Origin of the sequence: Methylobacterium sp. 22177 (genome assembly GCF_052045615.1) — a bacterium.
Taxonomy (GTDB): Bacteria; Pseudomonadota; Alphaproteobacteria; order Rhizobiales; family Beijerinckiaceae; genus Methylobacterium; species Methylobacterium radiotolerans.
The window spans coordinates 1-20,829 of record NZ_JBQEPK010000048.1; the positions used below are offsets into that span (position 1 = coordinate 1).

Below are 20,829 nucleotides of genomic sequence, written 5' to 3' on the forward strand. Positions count from 1 at the left end.
GCGGCGCACAAAACCCGGCGAACGATCGGCGGAATACGCCGTTGAGAGGTCACAGCCGGCCAAGCACAGCCGCCGCGATCGAGACCGCCGCACCGACGATCTTCCTCACGCGACCCGACTGACCGGATGGCTTCCCCGCGAAGTCGAACGAACCCGCACGGAGATCGTCATGAAGCTGCATCTGCTCGCTGCGGCCGCCCTGGTCGCCGTCGCCACGCCCGCCCTGGCGCAGGGCATCGACAGCAGGCACAGCCCCTATCCGGCTTCGGCCTACTCGGGCTACGCCGGCAACGCCTCGGTGGTCCTGCCGGAAATCTCGGTGACGCACTATCGCACCGCCCCGGCCTACCGGTACTCGGGCCAGCATGCCGGTGGCCCGGCCGACGCTTTGGCCCGCTGACGGCCGACACGACTGCGTCTCCCACGAAGCTAGGTGAGACGCGGCCCCGGAACGTTCCGGGCGCCCGAGCCATGGTGTGGAAGCGCACCTGAGCGGGCGTCCAGCGCCACTTATGCACGCGACGAAGCCTAACGGCGGTTGTGCGCCGCACCGTGCAGGCTTAGGTCGGCGGTGCGAGACCGCGATGGCGTCGCGGTCTGGCAGCCCTTCCCAAGGGCGTTTCCTCCCAAGACTTCGGGCCGCTCCCTCGGGAGTGGCCTTTTTTCTGCGCGCCCGGTTGCTACAGCGACGCTTTCCCTCTGCCGACGGGCCCGAGGCGTTCGCGACACCGCACGGCGCTGTTGCAGGCGGACACGCCACGATGGCCCGCGACCCTCCCCGAGGTTGAGCGCAGCCGATCCGCTCGTGGCTCCCTCAAAGAGGCCGTTTTCGGGCTTCCTTCCGACCCGGCGCAAGGGTTCGCTAACCCTGCCGCACCAGGCTGGCGCGTATGTCGAAGCGTCCCCTCCGCACCTTCCGGGCCCTCCTATGGATCGCCGCCCTGATGCTGTGCTGCTTCTCCGCAGCCATGCTGGCCGAGGCGAACAGACCGAACACGGAAGGGGATCAGCGCCTCGCCGGCGATCCTGCCGTCACCGGCTCGGTGGCGCGCATGCGCTGGTGCGGCACCGCGCCTTGGTGTCGTTAGCGATCCGTCTTCGATCCACCTCGCTCAGCAGCGCGTCACATGCCCCTCATACGAGACCTGCTCGCCCGCTTCCGCCAGACGGTGACCGCCTATGCCGGCGACGACGCGCTGATGCAGGCCGGCGTCTCCGCGGCTGCCAATGTCATCGTCGCCGACGGCGAGGTCGCGGGCGATGAACTGGAAACGGCCCTCGCCGGCGTCCTCGCCAGCCCGATCCTGGAGAAAGGCTACGACGTCCTGATGCTCGATGAGGCGCTACACGAGGCGATCGGTCGAGCCGGCACCCGGGCTGGCCGCGCGGAGAACCTGCGACGGGTCGCGGCGATTGCCGGTCGGCCCATGGACCAACGCGCGGGCGTGTTTCGAGTGGCGGCCGATGTGGCAGATCACGACGGCATCGCCGCGATCGAGCGCGCGGCCCTGTCCGAGATCGCCGCCGCGCTTCTCGTCGACGCGGATGCGCTCCGCGAAGCGGCGGCGCAGCCTAAGCGATCGCGGATGGCGGTGTAGCGCCATCGTCGACGAGCTCACCGATCAACGCCCACACCGCCTGATGCTCGGGGCCTCCGCGATCGGCGGCGAGAAAAGCCACCAATGCCACGTCGGTGACGTGTCCGCCCGAAGCTGGGTTGGCCTCGTGCCGGACGAAGCTGCGACCGTCGGACGGATCGCGCAGCAGGAGCCAGCGATCTCCGTTCGGACTCAGATAGAGGTCGCGGCTCAACGGCGGGCGGCCCATGTCAGCGGGCAGACTGACCGAGATACGCCGCGACGCTGGTGACGCGGGATCCGACCATCCTCACGGCCTTGCGCAGGCGGTCCTCGGTCACTCCTAAGTGCAGGGACCAATGCTCGCGGGCGGCGCGGTCGAAGACGTCGATGTGGGCCTTGTCGTGCAGCTCGGTGGGCATGGCTGAACCCGAGGATGCGGGAGCTACGATGGGTGTCCGGCTTTCAACGCCGAGCCACGATCCCGGTTGCAGCTATCGTCGTGCCCGCCGCGATCGCGCCGTGTTCGGCGCGCCTCCTGGGCGCACCGGCGGTGGCGGACCGCCGATCCCACTCCGTTCGGGCGTGCACCGCGTGCTGAACACCCTCTTGGCGCGTCTCGCTGTCCTCGCTGTCATGGCCGCCCACACCGTCTACAGGCTCGCGCGGCTGCCCTCGCCGACTCGTGCGCGGTCTGCTCCGGCACGGGGTTCGGCCAGCCTCGCCCACGGCGCACGAGCCCAGTCTTGTCCCCGAGCGGACGGCCCGCGTTGCGTATCGGTCCGCGCGTGGGATCGGACGCGTCCCCGGCCCGTGATCAGATCGAGGCGGGGCCGAGCGGCCGGGAACTCCGATTGCGCCTCGCGCCTTGGCTTCTCGCAACATCGAGGGAGGCCGTCATGGGTCAGGACGTCGACGCGGCGCGCGAGGCCTTCGGCACGGTACCGCCGGGCCGGCCGATCGGCGAGGTGGGGAAGCCGGATCCGGCGACTGGCGGAACCGGCCCGCACTCGCCGGGCAGTCCGGAGCCTGAGGCCGGCGTGGGGCCGGAAAGCGGCGGCTACGACAACCGACCGGATCTTCCCGGGCCCGACAACGCCAAGGGCGGTCACGGCGCCGGGTGACGCGTAACGATCCTCCCGGAGAGGCCACCGATGGAAGCCAGCGACCTGAGACACCCAACCTTCCGCGTGCTCACCTTCCGAGACGGGCGGCAGGTGATCGCCGAGGATGTGGAGACCGAGATCGCCGCGCGGACCCGCTTCGCTTCGGCCGTTGACCTCTGCGAGACCCGGGACGATGCCCACAGCCACCATGTCGAGCTGCGCGCCGGGTCGCGCGTGCTGGACAGGTGGCCCGGCACCGGCACCTGACGGCGCGGTGATCGTTCCGGCAGGCGTCGCGCGGGCCGCTCTGTAGCTCGGGGGCTAGTCTCGGATCTCCTCGACGTCGAGGCCGCCAGCGCGGAGGTCGTAGCAGCCGGCCTCGTGGGCCATGGCGTCGCGTGCCGCGAGCGGGTTCGTGGCCGATCCGGTCCAGAGGATGGCTCCTGTCACTTCGTGCCGGATCCGAAACACCTTCATCGCCGTCCGCCCGTGCCGAGCGCGCAGATCCGCGCGGCGGTGGCAGGCTGTTCCGGTATGGAGCGTGCGGCGCACGATCAGTGTGCCTTGCCGGTTCGGCGGCTGGTGACGCGGAGTTCCGCCTGCCCAGCCGCCGGCAGGTCGCTCCTAGTAGCGGCGCTCGCTGCTCGCGCTCATCCGCCTCGAGACGTAGTCGCCCGTATACGATTGCTGACCGAAGACCAGCCAGCCGAGACCGAAGCCGATCGCGCCCGCGATGAACAGGCCGGCCATCGTGCCGCTGTCCATGTCACTGACGGCGCGACTGCCCTGCCGATAGTAGCGGGACCCGTACTCGGAGGCGTTGTCCCACGCGTCCGAAGCCTTGTTCGTGGCATCCCGCAGCGTCTCTCTGGCCTGATCGGCGACGCCGGCACCGCCGCCGGCCGAGCCGCCAGTCGAGCCGCCGGCCGAGCCGCCGGCCTGGTCTGATCCTGGCCGGCCGTCAGATCGTCCGACCGGATCGTGTGAGCGGATGTCTGCCATGTCAGCTTTCCTCCTGCGCTCGCTTTTGAGCAGCTTGCGTGTTCCTCACCCCGCAGAGTGCCCATGACCAACGGTCCGGCTCGGCACGGTGCGGGAGTGGGCGCACGAGGGGGGAACCGGCCGATTGGCGGAGGTGATCCCTGCACGTGAAGTTCAGGCGCCTCGCCGGTTCCGGCTGAGGCCCGGTGCGGCGGGGGAACTGCATACCGCAGAGCGCCGGCTCACGGCCCATGCTTGCGGGCGGGATGTGCCGGTACTGGCCCTGATCCAGTTGGGCGCCAGGATGTCGCCGTTCTCGATGATGATCCAGGCCTTCGCGTCGTCCGCATCAATCGCCTCGGCCGCGGCTTGTTGCAGGACCAGATCCGCGCACGAGAGCGGGTCATCGGCGCTGCCGCCGTCGCCCGCGTTCGATCGCCGGCGGTCATGGTGCGGCTGCCTCGTTCCGAGGACTTCGGCGCGCGCGGAGGACGGACCTGAGCGGCGGCGCTGGGCCGCGGCCAGGCTCAGCCGCCTCCTGGCCCGGCGGCTGTCGCGGGCGCGACGCGTCCCGTACCCCGCGCGCCCGCCCGCGTCGCTCCCGGCGGGAAACGGAGAGCCCGGATTCGGAGCTGTCCTGGCGCTGTCCCGGGGTTCTTGCCGCCGCGCAAACTCGGTGCCAACCCGTTGAAACACCTGGCGACCCCGGTAGGGCTCGAACCTACGACCTGCCGCTTAGAAGGCGGCTGCTCTATCCAGCTGAGCTACGGAGTCTGGTGCCAAAATCGTGGTAGCAGGCCCCCCGGTACCTGTCACCAAGAGACTCTGTCACAAGGCATTTCCCCTCTGCAGAGGCCCTCTGTCCGGGGCATTCGGGAGGGGGCACTTAACCCTGGGCCGACCGCGGCCCAGAGGTCCAGACGGAGGGCGGGGCCGACCACGTTTGCCACGGGTGCGCTCCGGGGTAGAGCGGGCGCCGACCCGGGAGCCGTGCAGGCCGAGGAAAGCCGCCGCGGTCCTCACCGGGACGCAGATCGACGACCTCATCGAGGAGGCCCGCGCGAACCGGACGCCTGCTCGGGACGTGAGCGTCGGCGGCTGCGCGGGTGCGACGCTCAGGCTGACGCCGACGGCAGCGGTCTATTCGATGCGTTTCCGGCACGCGGGTGAGCCGCTGCGAATCCGCCTCGGCGATGCGGGCGACTGGACGCCGGTGCAGGTGCGCTCCGCCGGGGCTGCGGTCCGCGCCCGTGTCGAGGGAGGCGCCGGTGTCCCAGACCCGGCCTGGATCGCACTCAAGCGGTCGGCGCTCGTGGCGAAGGCGGCCAGGGGCGAGGCGGTTGTCGTCCAGACCCACATGCCGAAGAACCGCGCCCCCAAGACGTGGACATACAGGCAGGCCCGGGACGCCTGGGTCGCGCACCTGGAGGCGGAGGCCGAGAGCCCGGCGCAGATCTACCGGCCCGACACCGTGCGGAACTACAGGTCTGTCATCGGCTGCCCCGCGATGCGGGCCCTCGACGACCGGTTCGTCTCCCGCAGCCCGGCGCCCGACGTGGCCGAGGCGGTGGCCGGCCTCGTGTGAGAGGGCAAGCGCTCCCAGGCACGGGACGTCGTCCGCGGCTCGAAGCGGTTCTGGGCCTGGATGGTCGAGCCCGGGCAAGTCCGCCTCAGAGGGTTGGGGGATCTGGTGGGAGGGGCACCGGAAGGTGGGCCAAGGTGCCCCGACGGCGCGGGACCCGTTCGCCGGTCGCCACGCCGTCCCTCTGCCCCCGGTCGTCTGGCGTCGCGTGCAGGCTTACGTCGAGCGCACCACCGACGTTGCCAGGGCGGCCGGGCGCCAGAGGTCCCCCTGGATGTTCCCCCTGGTTCGAGCTCGCCGCGCCGGCGGCCAAACGGACTGGCATCTCCACGAAGATACGCTGTGCGACGCCCCACGACGTCCGCAGGGCGTTCGCGTCCTACCTGCACGAGGAGGCGAGGATCTCCTCCGACCGCGTCGGGCTCGTCATGGACCGTGCGACGAGCGACCTGCCGCACGTCACCGACGACAACGGCATGGCCCGCCGGTACACCAGGGACGAGATCCTAGCCCTGAAGGCCAAGACCGAGCTCAAGGCGCAGCTTGTCGCCGAGCACCGGCGCCAGCGCGGCATCGGGGACGCTGCAGCCGAACGGGCCCGTCGGCGTTCCGCATCAGCGAAGGCTCACGCCGAGGGCCGGACCACTCGGCAGCGTCAGCGACGGGGACCGGTAGGAGGGGCCGAGCCTGCCTGAGCCCGGCGGTTTCGGCCGAGGGCCCGCGCCACGTCCGCCGGCCGCTCCGCCCGCACGAAGCCGGCCCGGCAGCGTTCGCGCCCGGAGGCTTCCGCCATGTCCTCGGCGAAGGCGCGCATCAGGGCGTCCCGCTCCTCGCCGGCCGCCGCGTCCCGCAGATCCTCGTAGCTGAGCATTGACCCCTCCGGATTTGAGAACAAAATAGGAACGACCTGGACGGCTTCAACGGGGGCGAAGGACGCGACGCGCGAATCTCGGGTTCTCGGCGAGTTCCCCTCTCGACGTGTCCGCGTGCCGTGCTGCTGGTGCCCCCGGCGGCGCGGGGACGACGACACTGAGCGGCTGTCCGCACGGCAGCCCCTTCGCGGAGGCTGCCCGTATGACGATCGACGAGGCGGCCGGTCAGCCACGTCGGCTCGACGTTGCGGCCGGCTTCACGCTCCGGGCGGCGGCTGGAGGCGACCTGATCGAGGTAGCCGTAGAGGTCGCGCTTCGGCAGCGTCGCCGGGTGGTAGCCGGGCCGGCCCGTCGCAGCTGGCACCACGCCCTCGAAACCCCGAACCGCGAGATCGAGTGCGTCCACGAACACGTCGACGACGCGCACCGGATCGTCCTCGGACAGGTAGGCGTCCAACCGGTTCGGCAGTGGCGTGACGTGGTCGCGATCCGCACCCCGGACGAACCGCGCCATACAAGCCTCCACAGGCACGCAGAGCCTATCCGAACTCCAACGTCCTCACACGGCCTCTACCCTGAGCGGCCGTCGCAGTGGTCCAGCCGAGCCCCTCGTCGGGCTCGTGAGATCGTGGAGTTCGGCCAGCCGATCCGCCTCTCCCCGGCCGATGGCGGCCAGCAGCCGGCATAGCGTGGCGTCGTCGGCCAAGGTGGTTCGCCACAGAAACCGGGGCGCCTTCCGTGGGCCGCCCATCCTTTTGCTGCTCTAACCCGAGCGGCCTGACTGTGACGATGCGCGGCGGTCGGGGATGGCGGTGAGCGGAACGTCTGCGCGACGGTCTCTGGGACAGACGAGCGGGCACCGATCATGAGGTACGCCGCAGCGGCGAAGCACCACTCGTCGAGCCGGCCCGTTAGCCGGGAACTGACTCAGAGCTGTGCTCCGAGCTCAGACGAGAGGCGTTCGCCGGCCTCTCGGAGCCGCGGCTTGAGAGTCTCGGCTCGCTCCGCGGTCAACCGAGACGCTGGACCGGACAGAGCGATGGCACCGATCAACCGCTGCTCTGTCCCGAACACGGGCATCGCGATCGACGCGACGTGAGGGTCGGTGATACCGGACGAGTACAGGGGGACCTGAGCCGTCGAGCTTTCCGTAGCCCTCCGGTCGCCGAAAATCCTCAGAACCTGCGCGATGGCGGACTCGTCCATCGGCCGCATGTCGCCGGGGCGGACGTTCATCCGCAGCGGTGACGGTGAGTCGGCACGGAACAGGCACAGCCGCTGGTTGCCCCGGCGGATGTAGAACGAGGCCGTCTCGAAGGACTCGGCGGCGAGCCGCTCCAGGACCGGGACGATCCGCTCCTCCAGGGCGAAGGATTGCTGGTAGACCGAGCCGATCCGGGCCGCCTCGACACCGAGGCGATAGCGCCCGTCGTCCAGGCGCTCGATCAGGTTGAACTTCTCCAGCGAGATGCACAGCCGCATGATCGTGCTCTTCACGAGCGACGTGCGGCGCGCGAGCTCGGAGAGTTCCAGAGCGTCGTCGCCGCGCCGGAACGCCGTCAGCACCGTCAGAACCCGATCGGCCGAAGCCACGCCCTCGAGATTGGGCCGCGCGCGCGCCTCCTTCGCCATCTCTTCGCACTCGTTCCGGTTTCGCGGGATTCGGGACACGCGATCCATAGCCACCGGCCTACCGCTCACCAAGCCGTGACGGGCCGCTTCCACGACATCGTTGACAACCGCCGCCGCGTGATGGATTAAAAACGAAACGCCGTTTCAAAAATGGCGATTCGGGAGTGGACGTCATGGCGCAAGGGCAGCAGTCCCGAGCTCCGGCCCACGCGGTCGACGAGCGGAACCTTCATCGCAAGATGATGCGGCGGATCCTGCCGTTCCTCTTCGTGTGCTACGTGGTCAGCTACTTGGACCGCGTGAATGTCGGCTTCGCCGCGCTCACGATGAACGCGCATATCGGGCTCACCGCGACGTCGTTCGGCATCGGCGCCGGGCTGTTCTTCCTCGGCTATTTCCTCGCCGAGATCCCCAGCAACCTGATCATGATGCGTGTCGGGGCCCGGCTCTGGATCGCCCGGATCATGATCACCTGGGGCCTCGTCTCGGCGGCGACGGCCTTCGTGACCGGGCCGATCCAGTTCGGCATCGCCCGGTTCCTCCTCGGCCTCGGCGAGGCCGGGTTCGTGCCGGGCGTCTTCCTCTACCTGAGTTTCTGGTTCCCCTCCGCCGTGCGCGCGCGGGCCACCTCTCTCTTCCTGCTCGGTATCCCGGTCGCCAACATCGTCGGCTCGCCGATCTCCGGCGCGCTGGTGCAGATCGAAGGCTTCGGCCTCGTGGGATGGCAGTGGCTCCTCATCCTCGAAGCCCTGCCGGCGGTGATCCTCGGCATCGTCTGCCTCTTCGTCCTCACCGACCGGCCGGAGAAGGCGCAGTGGCTCACGCCCGCGGAGCGTGACGTCCTCGTCGCCACGCTCGCGGCGGAGAAGGCGGCCATCGAGAAGAAGCATCCCATGACCCTGGCGCAGGCCCTGCGGAACTGGCGGGTGCTGACGCTGGCGGCGATCAATTTCTGCGCGATCATCGGCTCCCTCGGCGTTGGCCTGTGGCTGCCGCAGATGATCAAGCAGCTCGGGCTCGCGAGCTCGGTGGTCGGGATCGTCGCCGCCATTCCCTATGTCTGCGGCGCGGTGGCGATGGTGGTGTGGGGCCGCGTCTCCGACCGGGGCGGTGACCGCACCATCTATCCGGCCCTGTCCCTGGCTCTCGGTGCCGTCGGCCTGACCGCGAGCACCCTGACCCCGACACCGGGCCTGACCATCGTGGCGCTCTGCGTCGCGGTGATGGGCATCAACTCGTACACGGCGACCTTCTGGGCCGTGCCCTCGGGCTTCCTCACCGGTCGCGCCGCGGCGGGCGGGATCGCGATGATCGTCTCGATCGGCAATCTCGGGGGCTTCGCCGGCCCGTACCTGATCGGCGTGATGCGCGAACTGTCCGGGGGATTCACCGCGCCGCTGCTGGCGGTCGGCGGGATCCTGCTCCTCGGCGCCCTGATGATGCTGGCCCTGGGGCGGCAGATCCGGCGGGACACAATCGCCGTCGCGGTCCCGGCGTGACCGCCATGATCCCGCCTCTCCCCTCCGGCCCGACGGTGACCTCGCTGACCGCGGCCTTCTGCGCCGAGCTGCGCGCGCGGGGCTTCGCGGGCGACCTGACGATGGCCGAGGCCGACCGCACCGTGCTCGCCACGGACAACTCGATCTACCAGATCATGCCGCAGGCCATCGCGTTCCCGCGGGACCGCGACGACCTCGTGCGCATCGCGACCCTGCTCGCCGAGGAGCGGTTCGTGGCGGTGCGGATCGCCCCCCGCGGCGGCGGGACGGGGACCAACGGCCAGTCCCTGACGGACGGGATCGTGGTCGACCTGTCGCGGCACATGAACCGCATCCTCGCCATCGACCCGGTGCGCCGCACGGCGCGGGTCGAGGCGGGGGTGGTGAAGGACCAGCTCAACGCGGCCTTGGCCGAGCACGGCCTGTTCTTCGCCCCCGAGCTCTCGACCTCCGACCGCGCCACCATCGGCGGGATGATCGCGACCGACGCCTGTGGTCAGGGCTCCTGCCTCTACGGCAAGACCCGCGACCACGTGCGCGCCCTCACCACGGTGCTCGCCGACGGCACCGTCTGGCATTCCGAGCCCCTCGACGCGGCCGGGCTGGAGGCCGCCCAGGGCCGGCCCGGTCTCGCGGGCGCCATTCACCGGGAGGTCGACAGGCTCCAGCGCGCGAACGCGGCGCTGATCGAGACGACCTTCCCGCCGCTGAACCGCTGCCTCACCGGCTACGACCTCGCCCATCTGCGCCGCGCCGACGGCCGCTTCGACCTCAACGCCGTGCTGTGCGGTTCGGAGGGCACGCTGGGCCTCCTCGCCGAGGCGACGCTCAACGTCCTTCCGCTGCCGCGCCACGTCGCGCTCGTGAACCTCCGCTACGACAGCTTCGACGCGGCCCTCCGCGACGCGCGGACCCTCGCGGCCTTCGGCGCGGCCTCGGTCGAGACGGTCGATTCCAAGGTGCTGGGTCTCGCCCAGCAGGATCCCGTCTGGGAGGGCGTCGCCGCCTACTTCCCGGAGGATGCCGGCGAGCGGGCCCGCGGCGTCAACCTGATCGAGTTCGTCGGCGACGGCGCGGAGGCGGTCGAGGCGGCGCTCGCCCGCCTCACGGCGGCCCTGGACGAGGCCGGGACCGCCCACGGCCGGCGCGGCTACACGGTGGCCCGGGGCGAGGCGGAGGTCGGCCGCCTCTGGGCGATGCGCAAGAAGGCGGTCGGCCTGCTCGGCAACACCAAGGGCGACCGGCGGCCCATCGCCTTCGTCGAGGACACCGCCGTCCCGCCGGAGCATCTCGCCGACTACATCGCGGCGTTCCGCGACGCCCTCGACCGGCGCGGGCTCGAGTACGGCATGTTCGGCCACGTCGATGCCGGCGTGCTCCACGTCCGCCCGGCCATCGACATGAAGGCGCCCGGCGCCGAGGCGCTGGTCCGCGCCGTCACCGAGGACGTCGTCGCCCTGACGCGGCGCTACGGCGGGCTGCTCTGGGGCGAGCACGGCAAGGGCGTGCGCAGCGAGTTCTCGCCCCGCTTCTTCGGCCCGCTCTACCCCGTGCTGCAGGCGGTGAAGGCCGCCTTCGACCCGCGCAACCAGTTCAACCCCGGCAAGATCGCCGCCCCCGAGGGCGCGGCGCTCCTGACCGTCGACGGCGTGCCGACCAAGGGCCAGCGGGACCGAGCGATCCCGGAGGAGGTCCGGGCCGGCTACGACGAGGCGCTCCACTGCAACGGCAACGGCGCCTGCTTCAGCTGGGACCCGGACGAGGCGATGTGCCCGTCCTGGAAGGGCACCCGCGAGCGGCGGCACTCGCCGAAGGGCCGCGCCCAGCTGATGCGCGAGTGGCTGCGTCGGCTCGCCGCCGAGGGCCGCGACCCGCTGGAGGAAGCCCGGCGCCTGCGCGCCCGCCCGGGCTGGCGCGCCTTCCCGGCCCGCCTCGCCGCGACCCTGCGGCGGCGCGACGACTTCTCCCACGAGGTCCACGAGGCGATGGCGGGCTGCCTCGCCTGCAAGTCCTGCACGGGACAGTGCCCGATCAAGGTCGACGTTCCGACCTTCCGGGCCAAGTTCCTCGAACTCTATCACGGCCGCTACCTGCGCCACCACGCCGTCGCCGCCCTGGAGATCGCCGTGCCGCAGCTGGCGCGGGCGCCCCGGCTCGCGAATGCGGCGACGTCCCTCGGGCTCGCGCGCGTGGTCGGCCTGGTCCACGTCCCGCGGCTGTCCGGGCTCGATCTGCACGAGGAGCTGAAGCGCCGCGGCGTGGCGCCGGCCGATGCGCGGACCCTGGGCCGCCTCCCGGAGGCCGAGCGGTTGACGAGCGTCATCGTCGTGCAGGACGCCTTCACCAGCCACTACGACACGCCCGTCCTCCTCGCCCTCCTCGACCTGCTGATCGGGCTCGGCCTGCGGCCCTGGCTCGCGCCCTATCGCCCGAACGGCAAGCCGCTGCATGTCCACGGCTTCCTCGGCCGGTTCGCGCGGCTGGCGGCGGCCAACGCCGACGACCTCGGCCGGCTCGCCGCGACGGGCGTCGACCTCGTCGGCCTCGACCCGTCGATGACGCTGACCTACCGCTCCGAGTACCGGCAGGCCCTGCCGGGGCGGGACCTGCCGCGGGTCCACCTCGTCCAGGAATGGCTCGCCGGCCGCCTCGACCGGGCCCGTCCGGCCTCCGGGTCCGAGCCCTACTGGCTGCTGCCCCACTGCACCGAGCGCGCGACCGCGCAGCCGGCGCTCGCCGATTGGACCCAGACCTTCGCCGCCCTGGGGTTGCGCCTGTCGGTGCTGCCCTCCGGCTGCTGCGGCATGGCCGGGACCTACGGCCACGAGGCCGAGCACCGGGCGATGTCGGAGCGGATCTACGGCCTCAGCTGGGCCGGTCACGTCGCCGGGAGGGGCCGCTCGGGCCGCCTCCTGGCGGACGGCTACTCGTGCCGCTCGCAGGTGAAGCTCGTCGACGGCCTGCGCCTGCCGCACCCCGTCGAGATCCTCCGCGACCACCTCGCCGCCGGCCCGCCGGCCTGCCGGCGGACCACCCCCCTCACCGCATAGCCCGACAGGAGCACAGCATGGCAGACCGCACGCAATTCCGTTTGGGCCTCGTCGGCTACGGCGAGATCGGCAGCACGCTCGGCGCGGGCCTGCGCGGTGCCGGCCTCGAGTCGATCGCCTGCTACGACAAGTACGCCTTCGACGGACCCTACGCGGACCTCATCCAGGCGCGGGCCAGGGACGCCGGCGTCACCCTCGTCCGCTCGAACGGGGACCTCGCCGAGGCGGCCGACCTGATCGTCAGCGTCACGCCGGGGGCCGCCTCGCTGGAGAGCGCCGACGCCTTCGCGCCGGTGCTGGCGAGCCGCCACACCTTCCTCGACTTCGCCTCGGCGACGCCGAAGATCAAGCAGGGTGTCGCGGCCAAGCTCGAAGCGACCGGCGCCCGCCTCGGCGACGGCTCGATCGAGGGCACGCCGCTGCACGGCTATTCCATGCGGATGCTGTCGAGCGGCCCGGCCGGCGAGCGGGTGCGCGACCTCCTCGTGCCGTGGGGGATGCAGATCGAGTTCACCGGCCCGGTGCTCGGCACCGCCTCGGGCATCAAGATCATCCGCTCGGTCCTGATCAAGGGGATCGAGGCGCTGACCGACGAGATGCTGCTCGCCGCCCATCAGTACGGGATCGACGAGATCGTCCTCGCCTCGGCCTCCAAGACCCTCGCCCGGCCGTGGATGGACACGGTCCAGAGCCTGACCCCGTCGGGGGTGATCCACGCCAAGCGCCGGGCCGAGGAACTGGAGATGTCGGCCGACGCCGTCGCCGATGCCGGCGTCGAGCCGATCATGGCCCGCGCCGTCGCCGAGCGCCTGCGCTGGAAGGCGAGCCTCGGCCTCAAGGACCACTTCAAGGGCGTCGTCCCCCGGACCTACCAGGAGGCCCTCGACGCCATGATCCTCAAGGCCGGCCTGAAGCCCGTCGCCTGACGCCCCACTCACCTCCCCGCATCGCAGGACGAACAGCCATGGCCATCGGTTTCAAGATCCACCCGCGCACCCGCACGGTCGACCCCGCCACCGTCGAGAAGTTCAAGGGCATCGCGGTCGCCAACATCAGCGACTCCATGAACCGGATGAGCCACGGCGGCGCGCGGATCCGGCCGCTCCACGCCGGCGGCGTGCTCAGCGGCGTCGCCCTGACGGTGCGGGTGCGCCCCGGCGACAACCTGATGATCCATGCCGCCTTGAACAGGGCGAAGCCCGGCGACGTCCTCGTGGTCGACGGCGACGGCGACCTGACGAACGCGCTGATGGGCGAGCTCATGATCTCCCACGCGCAGCAGATCGGTCTGGCCGGTGTGGTCCTGAACGGCGCGGTCCGCGATTACGGCTGGATCCGCATGAACGCGTTCCCGGTCTTCGCCGCCGGCATCACCCACCGCGGCCCCTACAAGAACGGGCCGGGCGAGGTGAACGCCACCATCGCCCTCGACGGCATGGTGATCGAGCCCGGCGACCTGATCGTCGGCGACGACGACGGCGTCGTCTGCGTGCCGTTCGACCAGACCGAGACGGTCTTCGCCGCCGCCGACAAGAAGCAGCAGGGCGAGGCCAAGACCATGGCGGCGATCCAGGCCGGCACCGTGGACCGCTCCTGGGTCGAGCGCGCCCTCGCGGAGGCGGGCTGCGAGGGGATCTGATCCCCTCCGGGCAGGACCGCACCACCGGGGCTCAAGGGCGCGGGACGTCACGCGAGCCGCATCTCGACAACAAGGGAGGTTGGGACGTGAACGTCTCCGAACACGCCAAGCATCCGCTCGAGGCCGCGACCATGCGCCGGGTCATTCTCCGGCTCGTGCCGTTCCTGATGCTCTGCTACTTCTTCGCGTTGCTGGATCGGGTGAACGTGGGCTTCGCCGCCCTGCAGATGAACAAGGATCTCGGGCTCACCCCGGCCATGTTCGGCTTCGCGGCGAGCCTGTTCTTCGTGTCCTACTTCCTGGTCGAAGTCCCGAGCAACCTCGCCCTGCAGAAGGTCGGGGCGCGGCGCTGGATCGCCCGGATCATGATCACCTGGGGCCTCGTCACCATCGGCATGGCCCTCGTGACCGGGCCCCACTCCCTCTACGTGATGCGCTTCATCCTGGGCGCGGCGGAGGCCGGGTTCTTCCCGGGCGCGATCCTCTACCTGACCTACTGGCTGCCGAGCGCCTACCGGGCGCGGATCCTGGCGACCTTCACGGTCTCGATCCCGCTGGCGACCTTCCTCGGCTCGCCCCTGTCGGTCACGCTCCTCGAACTCGACGGCCTGCTCGGCCTCAAGGGCTGGCAGTGGCTGTTCGTGCTGGAGGGCCTGCCGACCGTGTGCCTCGGCATCGCCTGCCTGTTCGTCCTGACCGACCGCCCCCGCGACGCGCGCTGGCTGAAGGACGACGAGCGCGCCTGGCTCGTCGGGCGCCTCGACGACGAGGCGGGCAAGCGCAAGCCCATCGGCCACATCTCCCTGTGGCAGCTCGCCCGCAACAAGTACTTCCTGACGATGGCTCTGGTCTGCTCCGGCGCTTCAGCGACGGGGAGCGTGCTCTCGGTCTGGCAGCCGCAGATGATCAAGTCCTTCGGCCTGACGAACCTCCAGACCGGCTTCGTCAACGCGATCCCCTACGGCATCGCCACGGTGCTGATGGTGCTCTGGGGCCGCCACTCCGACCGCCGGGGCGAGCGGCGCTGGCACACGGCGATCCCGCTGCTGCTCGCGTCCTTCGGGCTCGCGTATCTGAACCTCACCGCGGGCATCGCGACGGCCGTCATGGCCGTGACCTTCGCCCTCGTCGGCGCCTACTCCTTCAAGGGGCCGTTCTGGGCGCTCTCCGCCGGGTGGCTGTCCCCGGGGACGCTGGCGGCCGGGCTCGCCGGCATCAACGCCATCGCCAATCTGATCGGCGGCGGCCTGATGGTGAACGTGGTCGGCCTCGTGAAGGACGCCACCGGCAGCTTCGCCCTCGGGATGCTCCCCGTCGCCGCGCTGGATGCCGCCGCCGCGATCTGCGTGATCCTGATCAGCCGCGCCCATGCCCGCGAGGCCCGGACGGCGGCGCTGCCAGCCTGATCCACCGCTCCCGCACCCACACCGAGGCCACGCGATGTCGTTCTTCGCTCCCCCGCCGGCCGTGACGGCCGAGGTCTTCACGCGCCTGCCCGACCGCTTCCGCAAGGTCCGGCCGACAGCCTGGGCGAACGCCAACCGGGGCGGGCACGCCATCGACTCCTTCCTGGAGGGCCCCGTCTTCGACCGGGCCGGCCGGCTCTACGTCACCGACATTCCCTTCGGCCGGATCTTCCGCATCGACCCGGCCGGCGAATGGGAGCTCGTGGCCGAGTACGACGGCTGGCCGAACGGCCTGAAGATCCACCGCGACGGGCGGATCTTCATCACCTGCTACAGGCGCGGCCTGATGCTCCTCGATCCCGATACGGGGGCGGTGACGCCGTTCCTGGAGACGGCGGGCTCGGAGGGCTTTCGCGGGGTCAACGACCTGACCTTCGCGCGGAACGGCGACCTCTACTTCACCGACCAGGGCCAGACCGGGCTGCAGGACCCGACCGGCCGGGTCTACCGCCTGCGCCCCTCCGGCGAGCTGACCTGCCTCGTCGACACGATCCCGAGCCCGAACGGCATCGTCATCGACGATGCCATGGGGAGCCTGTTCGTGGCCGTGACCCGCGCCCAGCAGATCTGGCGGGTGCCCCTGAACGCCAGCGGCCTCGTCGCCAAGGTCGGCGTGTTCGCGCAGCTGCACGGCGGCCTCGGCGGTCCGGACGGCATCGCGCTCGATGCCGAGGGCTGCCTGATCGTCGCCCATACCGGGTTCGGCTCGATCTGGCGGCTGTCGCCCGTCGCCGAGCCGCTGCTGCGGGTGAAGTCTCCCGCCGGGATCTCGACCACCAACGTCGCCTACGGCGGCCCGGACGGCGCGACCCTGTTCATCACCGAATCCCAGACCGGCAGCATCCTGACGGCGCGGATGCCGTCCCCCGGCCAGACCCTCTTCTCGCATCACTGACCGGACCGGACGGATGACCCCCTCGATGACCCGCCGCGCGCACATCGCGGCCCTCGTGGCCGGCGCCGCCGGCGCCGCCGGCCTGCGGCCCGCAGCGGCGCAGACCGTCCCCTGGTCCTCGGGCACGGATCGGCCGACCTTCACCGTGCCGCCGGGCGCCACGGACTGCCACCACCACATCTACGATGCGCGCTTCCCGGCCGCGCCCGGTGCGACCCTGCGGCCGCCGGATGCGAGCGTCGCGGATTACAAGCTCCTGATGCGGCGCCTCGGCCTCACCCGGCACGTCGTGGTGCAGCCCTCGACCTACGGGGTCGACAACAGCCTCCTCGTCGAGTCGGTGAAGGCGTTCGGGCCGACCGCCCGGGGCATCGCGATGCTCGACGCCGCGGTCACGCCCGAGGAGCTGAAGCGCCTCGACGGGGCCGGCATCCGCGGCGTCCGGTTCGGGACGCGCCTGCCGGGCGGTGCGCCGATCACCGACATGGTGCCGGTTGCCCGGAAGATCGCCGAGCTCGGCTGGCACATCCAGCTGGTCTCCGACGGCGACAAGATCGTGGAGCTGGCCGACACCCTGAAGGGCCTGCCGGTCCCGGTCGTGTTCGACCATATGGGCCACCTGCCCGAACCCGCCGGCCCGGACCATCCGGGTTTCAAGGTCATCGCCGACCTGATCGACAAGAACGGCGCCTGGGTGAAGCTCACCGGTGCCTACATCCTCTCGAAGGTCGGGCCGCCGACCTACGCGGATCGCGGCCGCCTCGCCCGCGCCTACGTGGCGCTCGCCCCCGAACGGCTCGTCTGGGGCAGCGACTGGCCGCATCCGACCGCCGCGGCCGACGCGAAGCCGGACGATACCGTGCTCATCGACCTGCTGGCGGTCTGGGCCCCCGACGAGGCGGTGCGAAACCGCATCCTCGTGGCCAATCCGGCCAAGCTCTACGGCTTCTGATCCGATCCGAGACGAGAGAGGCCTCGCCTATGCTCAGCCAAACCCGATCCCGGCGCACCGTCCTCCAGGGCGGCGCGGCGCTCGCCCTGGCCACGGCCGCCGACCTCCGTGACCGGCCGGCGGACGCCGCGGACGCCACGCCGTTCTCGTCGGGGACGGAGGCGCCGGCGATCGCCGTTCCGCCGAACGCCTGCGACTGCCACATCCACATCCTGTCGACCCGCTATCCGGCCTCGCCCCACTGGAAGGGCCAGCCGGTGCTGGACAGCGACGTCGCCGCCTACCGCCAGGTGCAGGCCCGCCTCGGGACGAGCCGGGTGGTGGTGGTGACGCCCTCGACCTACGGCACCGACAACCGCCCGACCCTCGACGGCGTGGCGCAGTTCGGCCCCTCGGCCCGCGCGGTGGTCGTGGTCGATCGCGACGTCACCGATGCCGAGCTTCGGACGATGGCGGGCCGGGGCGCGGTCGGCATCCGGGTGAACTTCGGCACGCCGCAATCCTGGGGGCCGACCACCGCGGAGCGTCTCGAGACGATGGCCCGCAAGGTCGCGCCGCTGGGCTGGCACGTCCAGATCTACGCGACCGGCGACACGATCGTGGAGCTCGAACCCGTCCTGAGCCGCCTGCCGACGCCCCTGGTCATCGATCATCTGGCGCGGCTCCCGCCGGACCAGGGCGTGAGCCATCCCGCCTACGCCGCGGTGCGCCGGATGCTCGACGGCGGCCGGACGTGGATGAAGCTGTCGGGGGCCTACCTCAACACCGCGAGCGGACCGCCCGCCTATGCCGACGCGACGGCGGTGGCGAAGTCCTTCGCGGCCGCGGCCCCGGAGCGCGTGGTCTGGGGCAGCGACTGGCCGCACCGGGGCGAGAAGCACCTGCCCGACGACGCCCGGCTGCTCGACCTCCTGGCCGAATGGGTCCCCGACGACCGGGCGCGGGCGCGGGTTCTGGTCGATAATCCCGCGGCGCTGTACGGGTTCGGCTGAGCGAAGACGGAGGAGCAGATCCGGGCCCAAGCCGCGGTGATCGTGTCTGCTTCAGCGATCCTCCACGTCGCGTGACGCGGCCGAACGGGCTCGAAGCAGCCCGCCGATCCGGCCGAAAGCGGAAGGGACGCGCTTCTGCGGGTTGCTCAGGACAGGAGCGCGAGCAGACCGGACAGGTCGGGTCGTTCATCGATCGTCCAGAAGGCGTCGAGGACGCGACGCACCTCGAGCGGATCGAGACGCTCGCCCGCGTTCATGCGAAACTTGCGTTCGACGTCGTCGCGGGTCATCGGCCTCGACACGAATCCCGGCACGTCGTCGACCTGCCTCACGATCTCGCGCCCATCCCTCAGCGTCGCGGTCAGTCGGTTCGGCACCGCTTTCGGCTGCATCGCCGTGAGGGCAGGGTCCTCGGCGACGGTGATCCGGTCAATGAGGGCGAGCAGGGCCGGATCGCTCAGCCTGTCGGGGGCGTAGCTGTCGTTGGTGATGGCTCCGTCGAGCATCGCCCGCGCGGTGATATAGGGCAGGCTGTGATCGGCGGTGTCCTTCGTCGTCGGGCGCCACTTCTCGCGGTCGCGGCCGGCGGTGACGTAGCCGAGATGGGTCGTGTCGATGCGCAGGCTCTGAACGGCGTCGACACCACCGGCTTCCGTGACGACGTCGATCGCCGCCGGGATCGCCGTCAGGCAATAGACTTGGGCCGGATAGGGCTTGATCCCGCATCGCGAGATCCGGAAGGGGCGCCCCTCACCGCCGAACGTCGCCACGTCGACGGTGAACGGGCCCGAGACCTGCTTGAAGAATCCGGCGCGGCCTTCGAAGATCGGCGCCGGGCCCGTGAGACCGGCGCGGGCGAGGCGCGCGGCGAACACGCCTGCGCGGGTCGCCTCGGCATCGGCCACGCCCTTCCAGTCCGAGAGCGTCTGGACGCGGGTCTGGTTCATGGCGATATGGCCGTTGATCGCGAGATTGACGGCCTGGGTCAGGGCTTCCGGGGAGAGACGCATCAGCCGGCCCGATGCCAGCGCGGAGGCAGGCAGGCAGTAGACCGGATGGTCCCAGCCACGCCCCGTTACTTCCGCGGCATCGAGCAGGCGGCAATTGATCTCGTAGGCGAGGGCGATCGAAGCGATCAGTTCGCGGCCGGTCGCACGCTCGGCCTCGGCGACGGCGAGGCAGGCGGCGATGGCGTCGCTGGGGTGACCGGGCTCGCGGCCGACATAGACGTCGTTGAAATCCGCGTAGCGGATGGCGACGCCGTTGGCGAAGGCTGCGAGTTCCGGGCTGCTCCGCCGGTCCGTGCCGAGCACCGTCGCGGCACCCGCTCCGTCGCTGAGCGCAATGTCCCGACAGATCCGCACCGGGCCGGCATTGAGGGCGGCTAGCCCGCATCCCAGCGCGTCGATCAGATGGACCTTCGCGGTCTCGACCGTGGCCGTGTCGAGATCCTCGAATCGCAGGGCGTGGGCGTAGGCCGCGAGCCGGTCGGCGAGGGGCGGCCCGTCACCGGAGGCGGCCCTCGCCGGTGCGGCGGCAAGGGATGCGGCCGCGGCCAGCCACGCGGCCACCTGACGGCGGGAGGGGTCGGTCGGGATCCGCATCGCGCCCTCCCGTTCAGGCGAAGCCGTAGAGCGTCGCCGGGTTGTCGACGAGGATCCTGTCGCGGGCAGCGGCGCTGCCGGCCCAGTCGGAGAGCAGGTCGAACAGCACCGCGTCGTCGGGCTTGTGCTTCTCCGTGACGTGCGGCCAGTCGCTACCCCAGACGAGGCGTTCGGGGGCGAGCCGCACGAAGGCCTGAGCGGTGCGCGTCGCGTCCGGATAGCCGGGCGGACCGGCCTCGGTGTTGAGGTAGGCGCCGGCGAGCTTCACCCAGGCCCGGCCCTTCTCGACCAGTCCGGCGATGGTCGCGAAGGCGGGATCGTCGGGCCCCCTGGCCGGGTCGAGGCGGCCCATGTGGTCGAACACGATGGGGCATGGCAGCCTGTTCAGCAGGGCCTCGTTCTCCCGGATCTGGTTCCCGGACATGTGCAACTGCACGTGCCAGCCGAGATCGGCGATGCGCTTGGCGAGGGGCTCGATCGTCGCGATGGGGGCCACCGTGTCGTTGGGATTCCACACGCTGAAGCGAAGGCCGCGGACGTAGCCGGCGTCGAGGCGCTTCAGCTCGACGTCGGTGACGTCCGGGCGCAGGACGGCGATGCCGCGCCCGTTCCCGCCGAAGCGCGCGAGGGCGTCCAGCAGACAGGACGGGTCGGTGCCGTGATTCTTCGGCTGGACCGGCACGGCGCGGGTCGTGCCGAGACGCGCCTGGAGCAGGCGATACGCGTCGAAGGTCATGCCCGGGGGCTTGGGCGTGTCCGGCGGCGGGAAGCGCGCGTCGATGATGTGGAAGTGGCAATCGCAGGCCCGGGCCGGCGCATGATGGCGCGGCCGCTCGGTCCCGGCCGAGTTCGGCACCGATCCGTCGGTCGCGCGCGCCCAGTCGGACGTTGCCATGCCGGCCATGCCGGCCATGCCGGCCATGCCGGCCATGGCGGCCGCGACGAAGCCGCGGCGTGTCAGCGTGGGCATTCCCAGCCTCCC

Annotated in this window: 22 protein-coding genes, 1 tRNA gene and 1 pseudogene; 14 read left to right on the plus strand and 10 right to left on the minus strand. The window is 71.2% G+C overall.

What is annotated here, in order from left to right:
• Positions 1–169 precede the first annotated feature (169 nt).
• From ACTJK8_RS27440 to ACTJK8_RS27450, 3 genes are all read left to right on the plus strand, one after another.
• Positions 170–400 (plus strand): hypothetical protein, encoded by a 231-nt coding sequence (locus ACTJK8_RS27440; RefSeq protein ID WP_053621936.1) that lies wholly within the window; start codon positions 170–172, stop codon positions 398–400.
• A 490-nt stretch (positions 401–890) separates the two neighbouring features.
• Positions 891–1,088 carry a hypothetical protein gene (locus ACTJK8_RS27445; protein ID WP_440762839.1) on the plus strand — a complete coding sequence of 66 codons (198 nt, stop codon included), beginning with the start codon at positions 891–893 and terminating at the stop codon, positions 1,086–1,088.
• A gap of 39 nt (positions 1,089–1,127) precedes the next feature.
• Entirely contained in the window at positions 1,128–1,598 is a 471-nt protein-coding gene (locus tag ACTJK8_RS27450; protein WP_024828933.1) for a tellurite resistance TerB family protein, read from the plus strand.
• Here the strand turns inward: ACTJK8_RS27450 and ACTJK8_RS27455 are convergent.
• Positions 1,573–1,812 carry a hypothetical protein gene (locus tag ACTJK8_RS27455; RefSeq protein WP_199825808.1) on the minus strand — a complete coding sequence of 80 codons (240 nt, stop codon included), beginning with the start codon at positions 1,810–1,812 and terminating at the stop codon, positions 1,573–1,575. The two genes, ACTJK8_RS27450 and ACTJK8_RS27455, sit on opposite strands and share 26 nt — an antisense overlap.
• Before the next feature lie 16 nt (positions 1,813–1,828).
• Positions 1,829–1,999: a DUF3606 domain-containing protein gene (locus ACTJK8_RS27460; RefSeq protein ID WP_440762840.1), complete on the minus strand. Its 171-nt coding sequence runs from the start codon at positions 1,997–1,999 to the stop codon at positions 1,829–1,831.
• Between the two features lie 477 nt (positions 2,000–2,476).
• Here ACTJK8_RS27460 and ACTJK8_RS27465 point away from each other — a divergent pair, with 477 nt between their 5' ends.
• Entirely contained in the window at positions 2,477–2,701 is a 225-nt protein-coding gene (locus tag ACTJK8_RS27465) for a hypothetical protein (RefSeq protein WP_012321089.1), read from the plus strand.
• A 30-nt stretch (positions 2,702–2,731) separates the two neighbouring features.
• Positions 2,732–2,950 carry a hypothetical protein gene (locus tag ACTJK8_RS27470; RefSeq protein ID WP_012321088.1) on the plus strand — a complete coding sequence of 73 codons (219 nt, stop codon included), beginning with the start codon at positions 2,732–2,734 and terminating at the stop codon, positions 2,948–2,950.
• Between the two features lie 54 nt (positions 2,951–3,004).
• On the opposite strand, the gene ACTJK8_RS27475 is transcribed toward ACTJK8_RS27470, so the two are convergent.
• The 3 genes from ACTJK8_RS27475 to ACTJK8_RS27485 form a co-directional block, all read right to left on the minus strand.
• Positions 3,005–3,133 (minus strand): hypothetical protein, encoded by a 129-nt coding sequence (locus ACTJK8_RS27475; protein WP_268821210.1) that lies wholly within the window; start codon positions 3,131–3,133, stop codon positions 3,005–3,007.
• A 174-nt stretch (positions 3,134–3,307) separates the two neighbouring features.
• Positions 3,308–3,685, minus strand: coding sequence for a hypothetical protein (locus ACTJK8_RS27480; protein ID WP_051252293.1), 378 nt, complete (start codon positions 3,683–3,685; stop codon positions 3,308–3,310).
• A gap of 676 nt (positions 3,686–4,361) precedes the next feature.
• Positions 4,362–4,438, minus strand: a tRNA-Arg gene (locus ACTJK8_RS27485).
• A gap of 178 nt (positions 4,439–4,616) precedes the next feature.
• Between ACTJK8_RS27485 and ACTJK8_RS27490 the strand changes: the two genes are divergently transcribed.
• Entirely contained in the window at positions 4,617–5,249 is a 633-nt protein-coding gene (locus tag ACTJK8_RS27490; RefSeq protein ID WP_076730042.1) for a DUF4102 domain-containing protein, read from the plus strand.
• Between the two features lie 652 nt (positions 5,250–5,901).
• On the opposite strand, the gene ACTJK8_RS27495 is transcribed toward ACTJK8_RS27490, so the two are convergent.
• From ACTJK8_RS27495 to ACTJK8_RS27505, 3 genes and pseudogenes are all read right to left on the minus strand, one after another.
• Positions 5,902–6,117 (minus strand): hypothetical protein, encoded by a 216-nt coding sequence (locus ACTJK8_RS27495; protein WP_012321069.1) that lies wholly within the window; start codon positions 6,115–6,117, stop codon positions 5,902–5,904.
• Positions 6,118–6,329: 212 nt separating this feature from the next.
• Positions 6,330–6,632 (minus strand): annotated as a pseudogene (locus ACTJK8_RS27500) (transposase); the annotation flags it as partial.
• 413 nt (positions 6,633–7,045) lie between these two features.
• Positions 7,046–7,750, minus strand: coding sequence for an IclR family transcriptional regulator (locus ACTJK8_RS27505; protein ID WP_440762841.1), 705 nt, complete (start codon positions 7,748–7,750; stop codon positions 7,046–7,048).
• Between the two features lie 173 nt (positions 7,751–7,923).
• On the opposite strand from ACTJK8_RS27505, the gene ACTJK8_RS27510 reads away from it, so the two are divergent.
• The 8 genes from ACTJK8_RS27510 (at position 7,924) to ACTJK8_RS27545 (ending at position 18,243) form a co-directional block, all read left to right on the plus strand.
• Entirely contained in the window at positions 7,924–9,249 is a 1,326-nt protein-coding gene (locus tag ACTJK8_RS27510) for an MFS transporter (RefSeq protein WP_440762842.1), read from the plus strand.
• Positions 9,250–9,254: 5 nt separating this feature from the next.
• Positions 9,255–12,299 (plus strand): D-2-hydroxyglutarate dehydrogenase YdiJ, encoded by a 3,045-nt coding sequence (gene ydiJ / locus ACTJK8_RS27515; RefSeq protein ID WP_440762843.1) that lies wholly within the window; start codon positions 9,255–9,257, stop codon positions 12,297–12,299.
• A gap of 17 nt (positions 12,300–12,316) precedes the next feature.
• Complete coding sequence (locus tag ACTJK8_RS27520) at positions 12,317–13,225, plus strand: DUF1932 domain-containing protein (protein ID WP_012321065.1); 909 nt, start codon at positions 12,317–12,319, stop codon at positions 13,223–13,225.
• A 38-nt stretch (positions 13,226–13,263) separates the two neighbouring features.
• The gene (locus ACTJK8_RS27525) at positions 13,264–13,938 is read left to right on the plus strand and encodes an RraA family protein (RefSeq protein ID WP_024828950.1); all 675 of its coding nucleotides are present in this window, start codon (positions 13,264–13,266) and stop codon (positions 13,936–13,938) included.
• A gap of 86 nt (positions 13,939–14,024) precedes the next feature.
• Positions 14,025–15,344 (plus strand): MFS transporter, encoded by a 1,320-nt coding sequence (locus ACTJK8_RS27530; RefSeq protein ID WP_012321063.1) that lies wholly within the window; start codon positions 14,025–14,027, stop codon positions 15,342–15,344.
• Between the two features lie 34 nt (positions 15,345–15,378).
• The gene (locus ACTJK8_RS27535) at positions 15,379–16,299 is read left to right on the plus strand and encodes an SMP-30/gluconolactonase/LRE family protein (RefSeq protein ID WP_024828951.1); all 921 of its coding nucleotides are present in this window, start codon (positions 15,379–15,381) and stop codon (positions 16,297–16,299) included.
• A gap of 13 nt (positions 16,300–16,312) precedes the next feature.
• Positions 16,313–17,251 carry an amidohydrolase family protein gene (locus tag ACTJK8_RS27540; RefSeq protein ID WP_440762844.1) on the plus strand — a complete coding sequence of 313 codons (939 nt, stop codon included), beginning with the start codon at positions 16,313–16,315 and terminating at the stop codon, positions 17,249–17,251.
• A 29-nt stretch (positions 17,252–17,280) separates the two neighbouring features.
• Positions 17,281–18,243 carry an amidohydrolase family protein gene (locus ACTJK8_RS27545; protein WP_024828953.1) on the plus strand — a complete coding sequence of 321 codons (963 nt, stop codon included), beginning with the start codon at positions 17,281–17,283 and terminating at the stop codon, positions 18,241–18,243.
• A 146-nt stretch (positions 18,244–18,389) separates the two neighbouring features.
• Here the strand turns inward: ACTJK8_RS27545 and ACTJK8_RS27550 are convergent, their stop codons facing one another.
• Both ACTJK8_RS27550 and ACTJK8_RS27555 read right to left on the minus strand, forming a co-directional pair.
• Positions 18,390–19,847: an MmgE/PrpD family protein gene (locus tag ACTJK8_RS27550; RefSeq protein WP_024828954.1), complete on the minus strand. Its 1,458-nt coding sequence runs from the start codon at positions 19,845–19,847 to the stop codon at positions 18,390–18,392.
• 13 nt (positions 19,848–19,860) lie between these two features.
• Positions 19,861–20,817 carry an amidohydrolase family protein gene (locus ACTJK8_RS27555; protein WP_440762845.1) on the minus strand — a complete coding sequence of 319 codons (957 nt, stop codon included), beginning with the start codon at positions 20,815–20,817 and terminating at the stop codon, positions 19,861–19,863.
• Positions 20,818–20,829: the final 12 nt, after the last annotated feature.

Coding starts and splice junctions, on each gene's coding strand:
- ACTJK8_RS27440 (WP_053621936.1), top strand. CDS start 170: ATGAAGCTGCATCTGCTCGCTGCGGCCGCCCTGGTCGCCGTCGCCACG.
- ACTJK8_RS27445 (WP_440762839.1), top strand. CDS start 891: ATGTCGAAGCGTCCCCTCCGCACCTTCCGGGCCCTCCTATGGATCGCC.
- ACTJK8_RS27450 (WP_024828933.1), top strand. CDS start 1,128: ATGCCCCTCATACGAGACCTGCTCGCCCGCTTCCGCCAGACGGTGACC.
- ACTJK8_RS27460 (WP_440762840.1), bottom strand. CDS start 1,999: ATGCCCACCGAGCTGCACGACAAGGCCCACATCGACGTCTTCGACCGC.
- ACTJK8_RS27465 (WP_012321089.1), top strand. CDS start 2,477: ATGGGTCAGGACGTCGACGCGGCGCGCGAGGCCTTCGGCACGGTACCG.
- ACTJK8_RS27470 (WP_012321088.1), top strand. CDS start 2,732: ATGGAAGCCAGCGACCTGAGACACCCAACCTTCCGCGTGCTCACCTTC.
- ACTJK8_RS27480 (WP_051252293.1), bottom strand. CDS start 3,685: ATGGCAGACATCCGCTCACACGATCCGGTCGGACGATCTGACGGCCGG.
- ACTJK8_RS27495 (WP_012321069.1), bottom strand. CDS start 6,117: ATGCTCAGCTACGAGGATCTGCGGGACGCGGCGGCCGGCGAGGAGCGG.
- ACTJK8_RS27505 (WP_440762841.1), bottom strand. CDS start 7,750: ATGGCGAAGGAGGCGCGCGCGCGGCCCAATCTCGAGGGCGTGGCTTCG.
- ACTJK8_RS27510 (WP_440762842.1), top strand. CDS start 7,924: ATGGCGCAAGGGCAGCAGTCCCGAGCTCCGGCCCACGCGGTCGACGAG.
- ydiJ (WP_440762843.1), top strand. CDS start 9,255: ATGATCCCGCCTCTCCCCTCCGGCCCGACGGTGACCTCGCTGACCGCG.
- ACTJK8_RS27520 (WP_012321065.1), top strand. CDS start 12,317: ATGGCAGACCGCACGCAATTCCGTTTGGGCCTCGTCGGCTACGGCGAG.
- ACTJK8_RS27525 (WP_024828950.1), top strand. CDS start 13,264: ATGGCCATCGGTTTCAAGATCCACCCGCGCACCCGCACGGTCGACCCC.
- ACTJK8_RS27535 (WP_024828951.1), top strand. CDS start 15,379: ATGTCGTTCTTCGCTCCCCCGCCGGCCGTGACGGCCGAGGTCTTCACG.
- ACTJK8_RS27540 (WP_440762844.1), top strand. CDS start 16,313: ATGACCCCCTCGATGACCCGCCGCGCGCACATCGCGGCCCTCGTGGCC.
- ACTJK8_RS27545 (WP_024828953.1), top strand. CDS start 17,281: ATGCTCAGCCAAACCCGATCCCGGCGCACCGTCCTCCAGGGCGGCGCG.
- ACTJK8_RS27550 (WP_024828954.1), bottom strand. CDS start 19,847: ATGCGGATCCCGACCGACCCCTCCCGCCGTCAGGTGGCCGCGTGGCTG.
- ACTJK8_RS27555 (WP_440762845.1), bottom strand. CDS start 20,817: ATGCCCACGCTGACACGCCGCGGCTTCGTCGCGGCCGCCATGGCCGGC.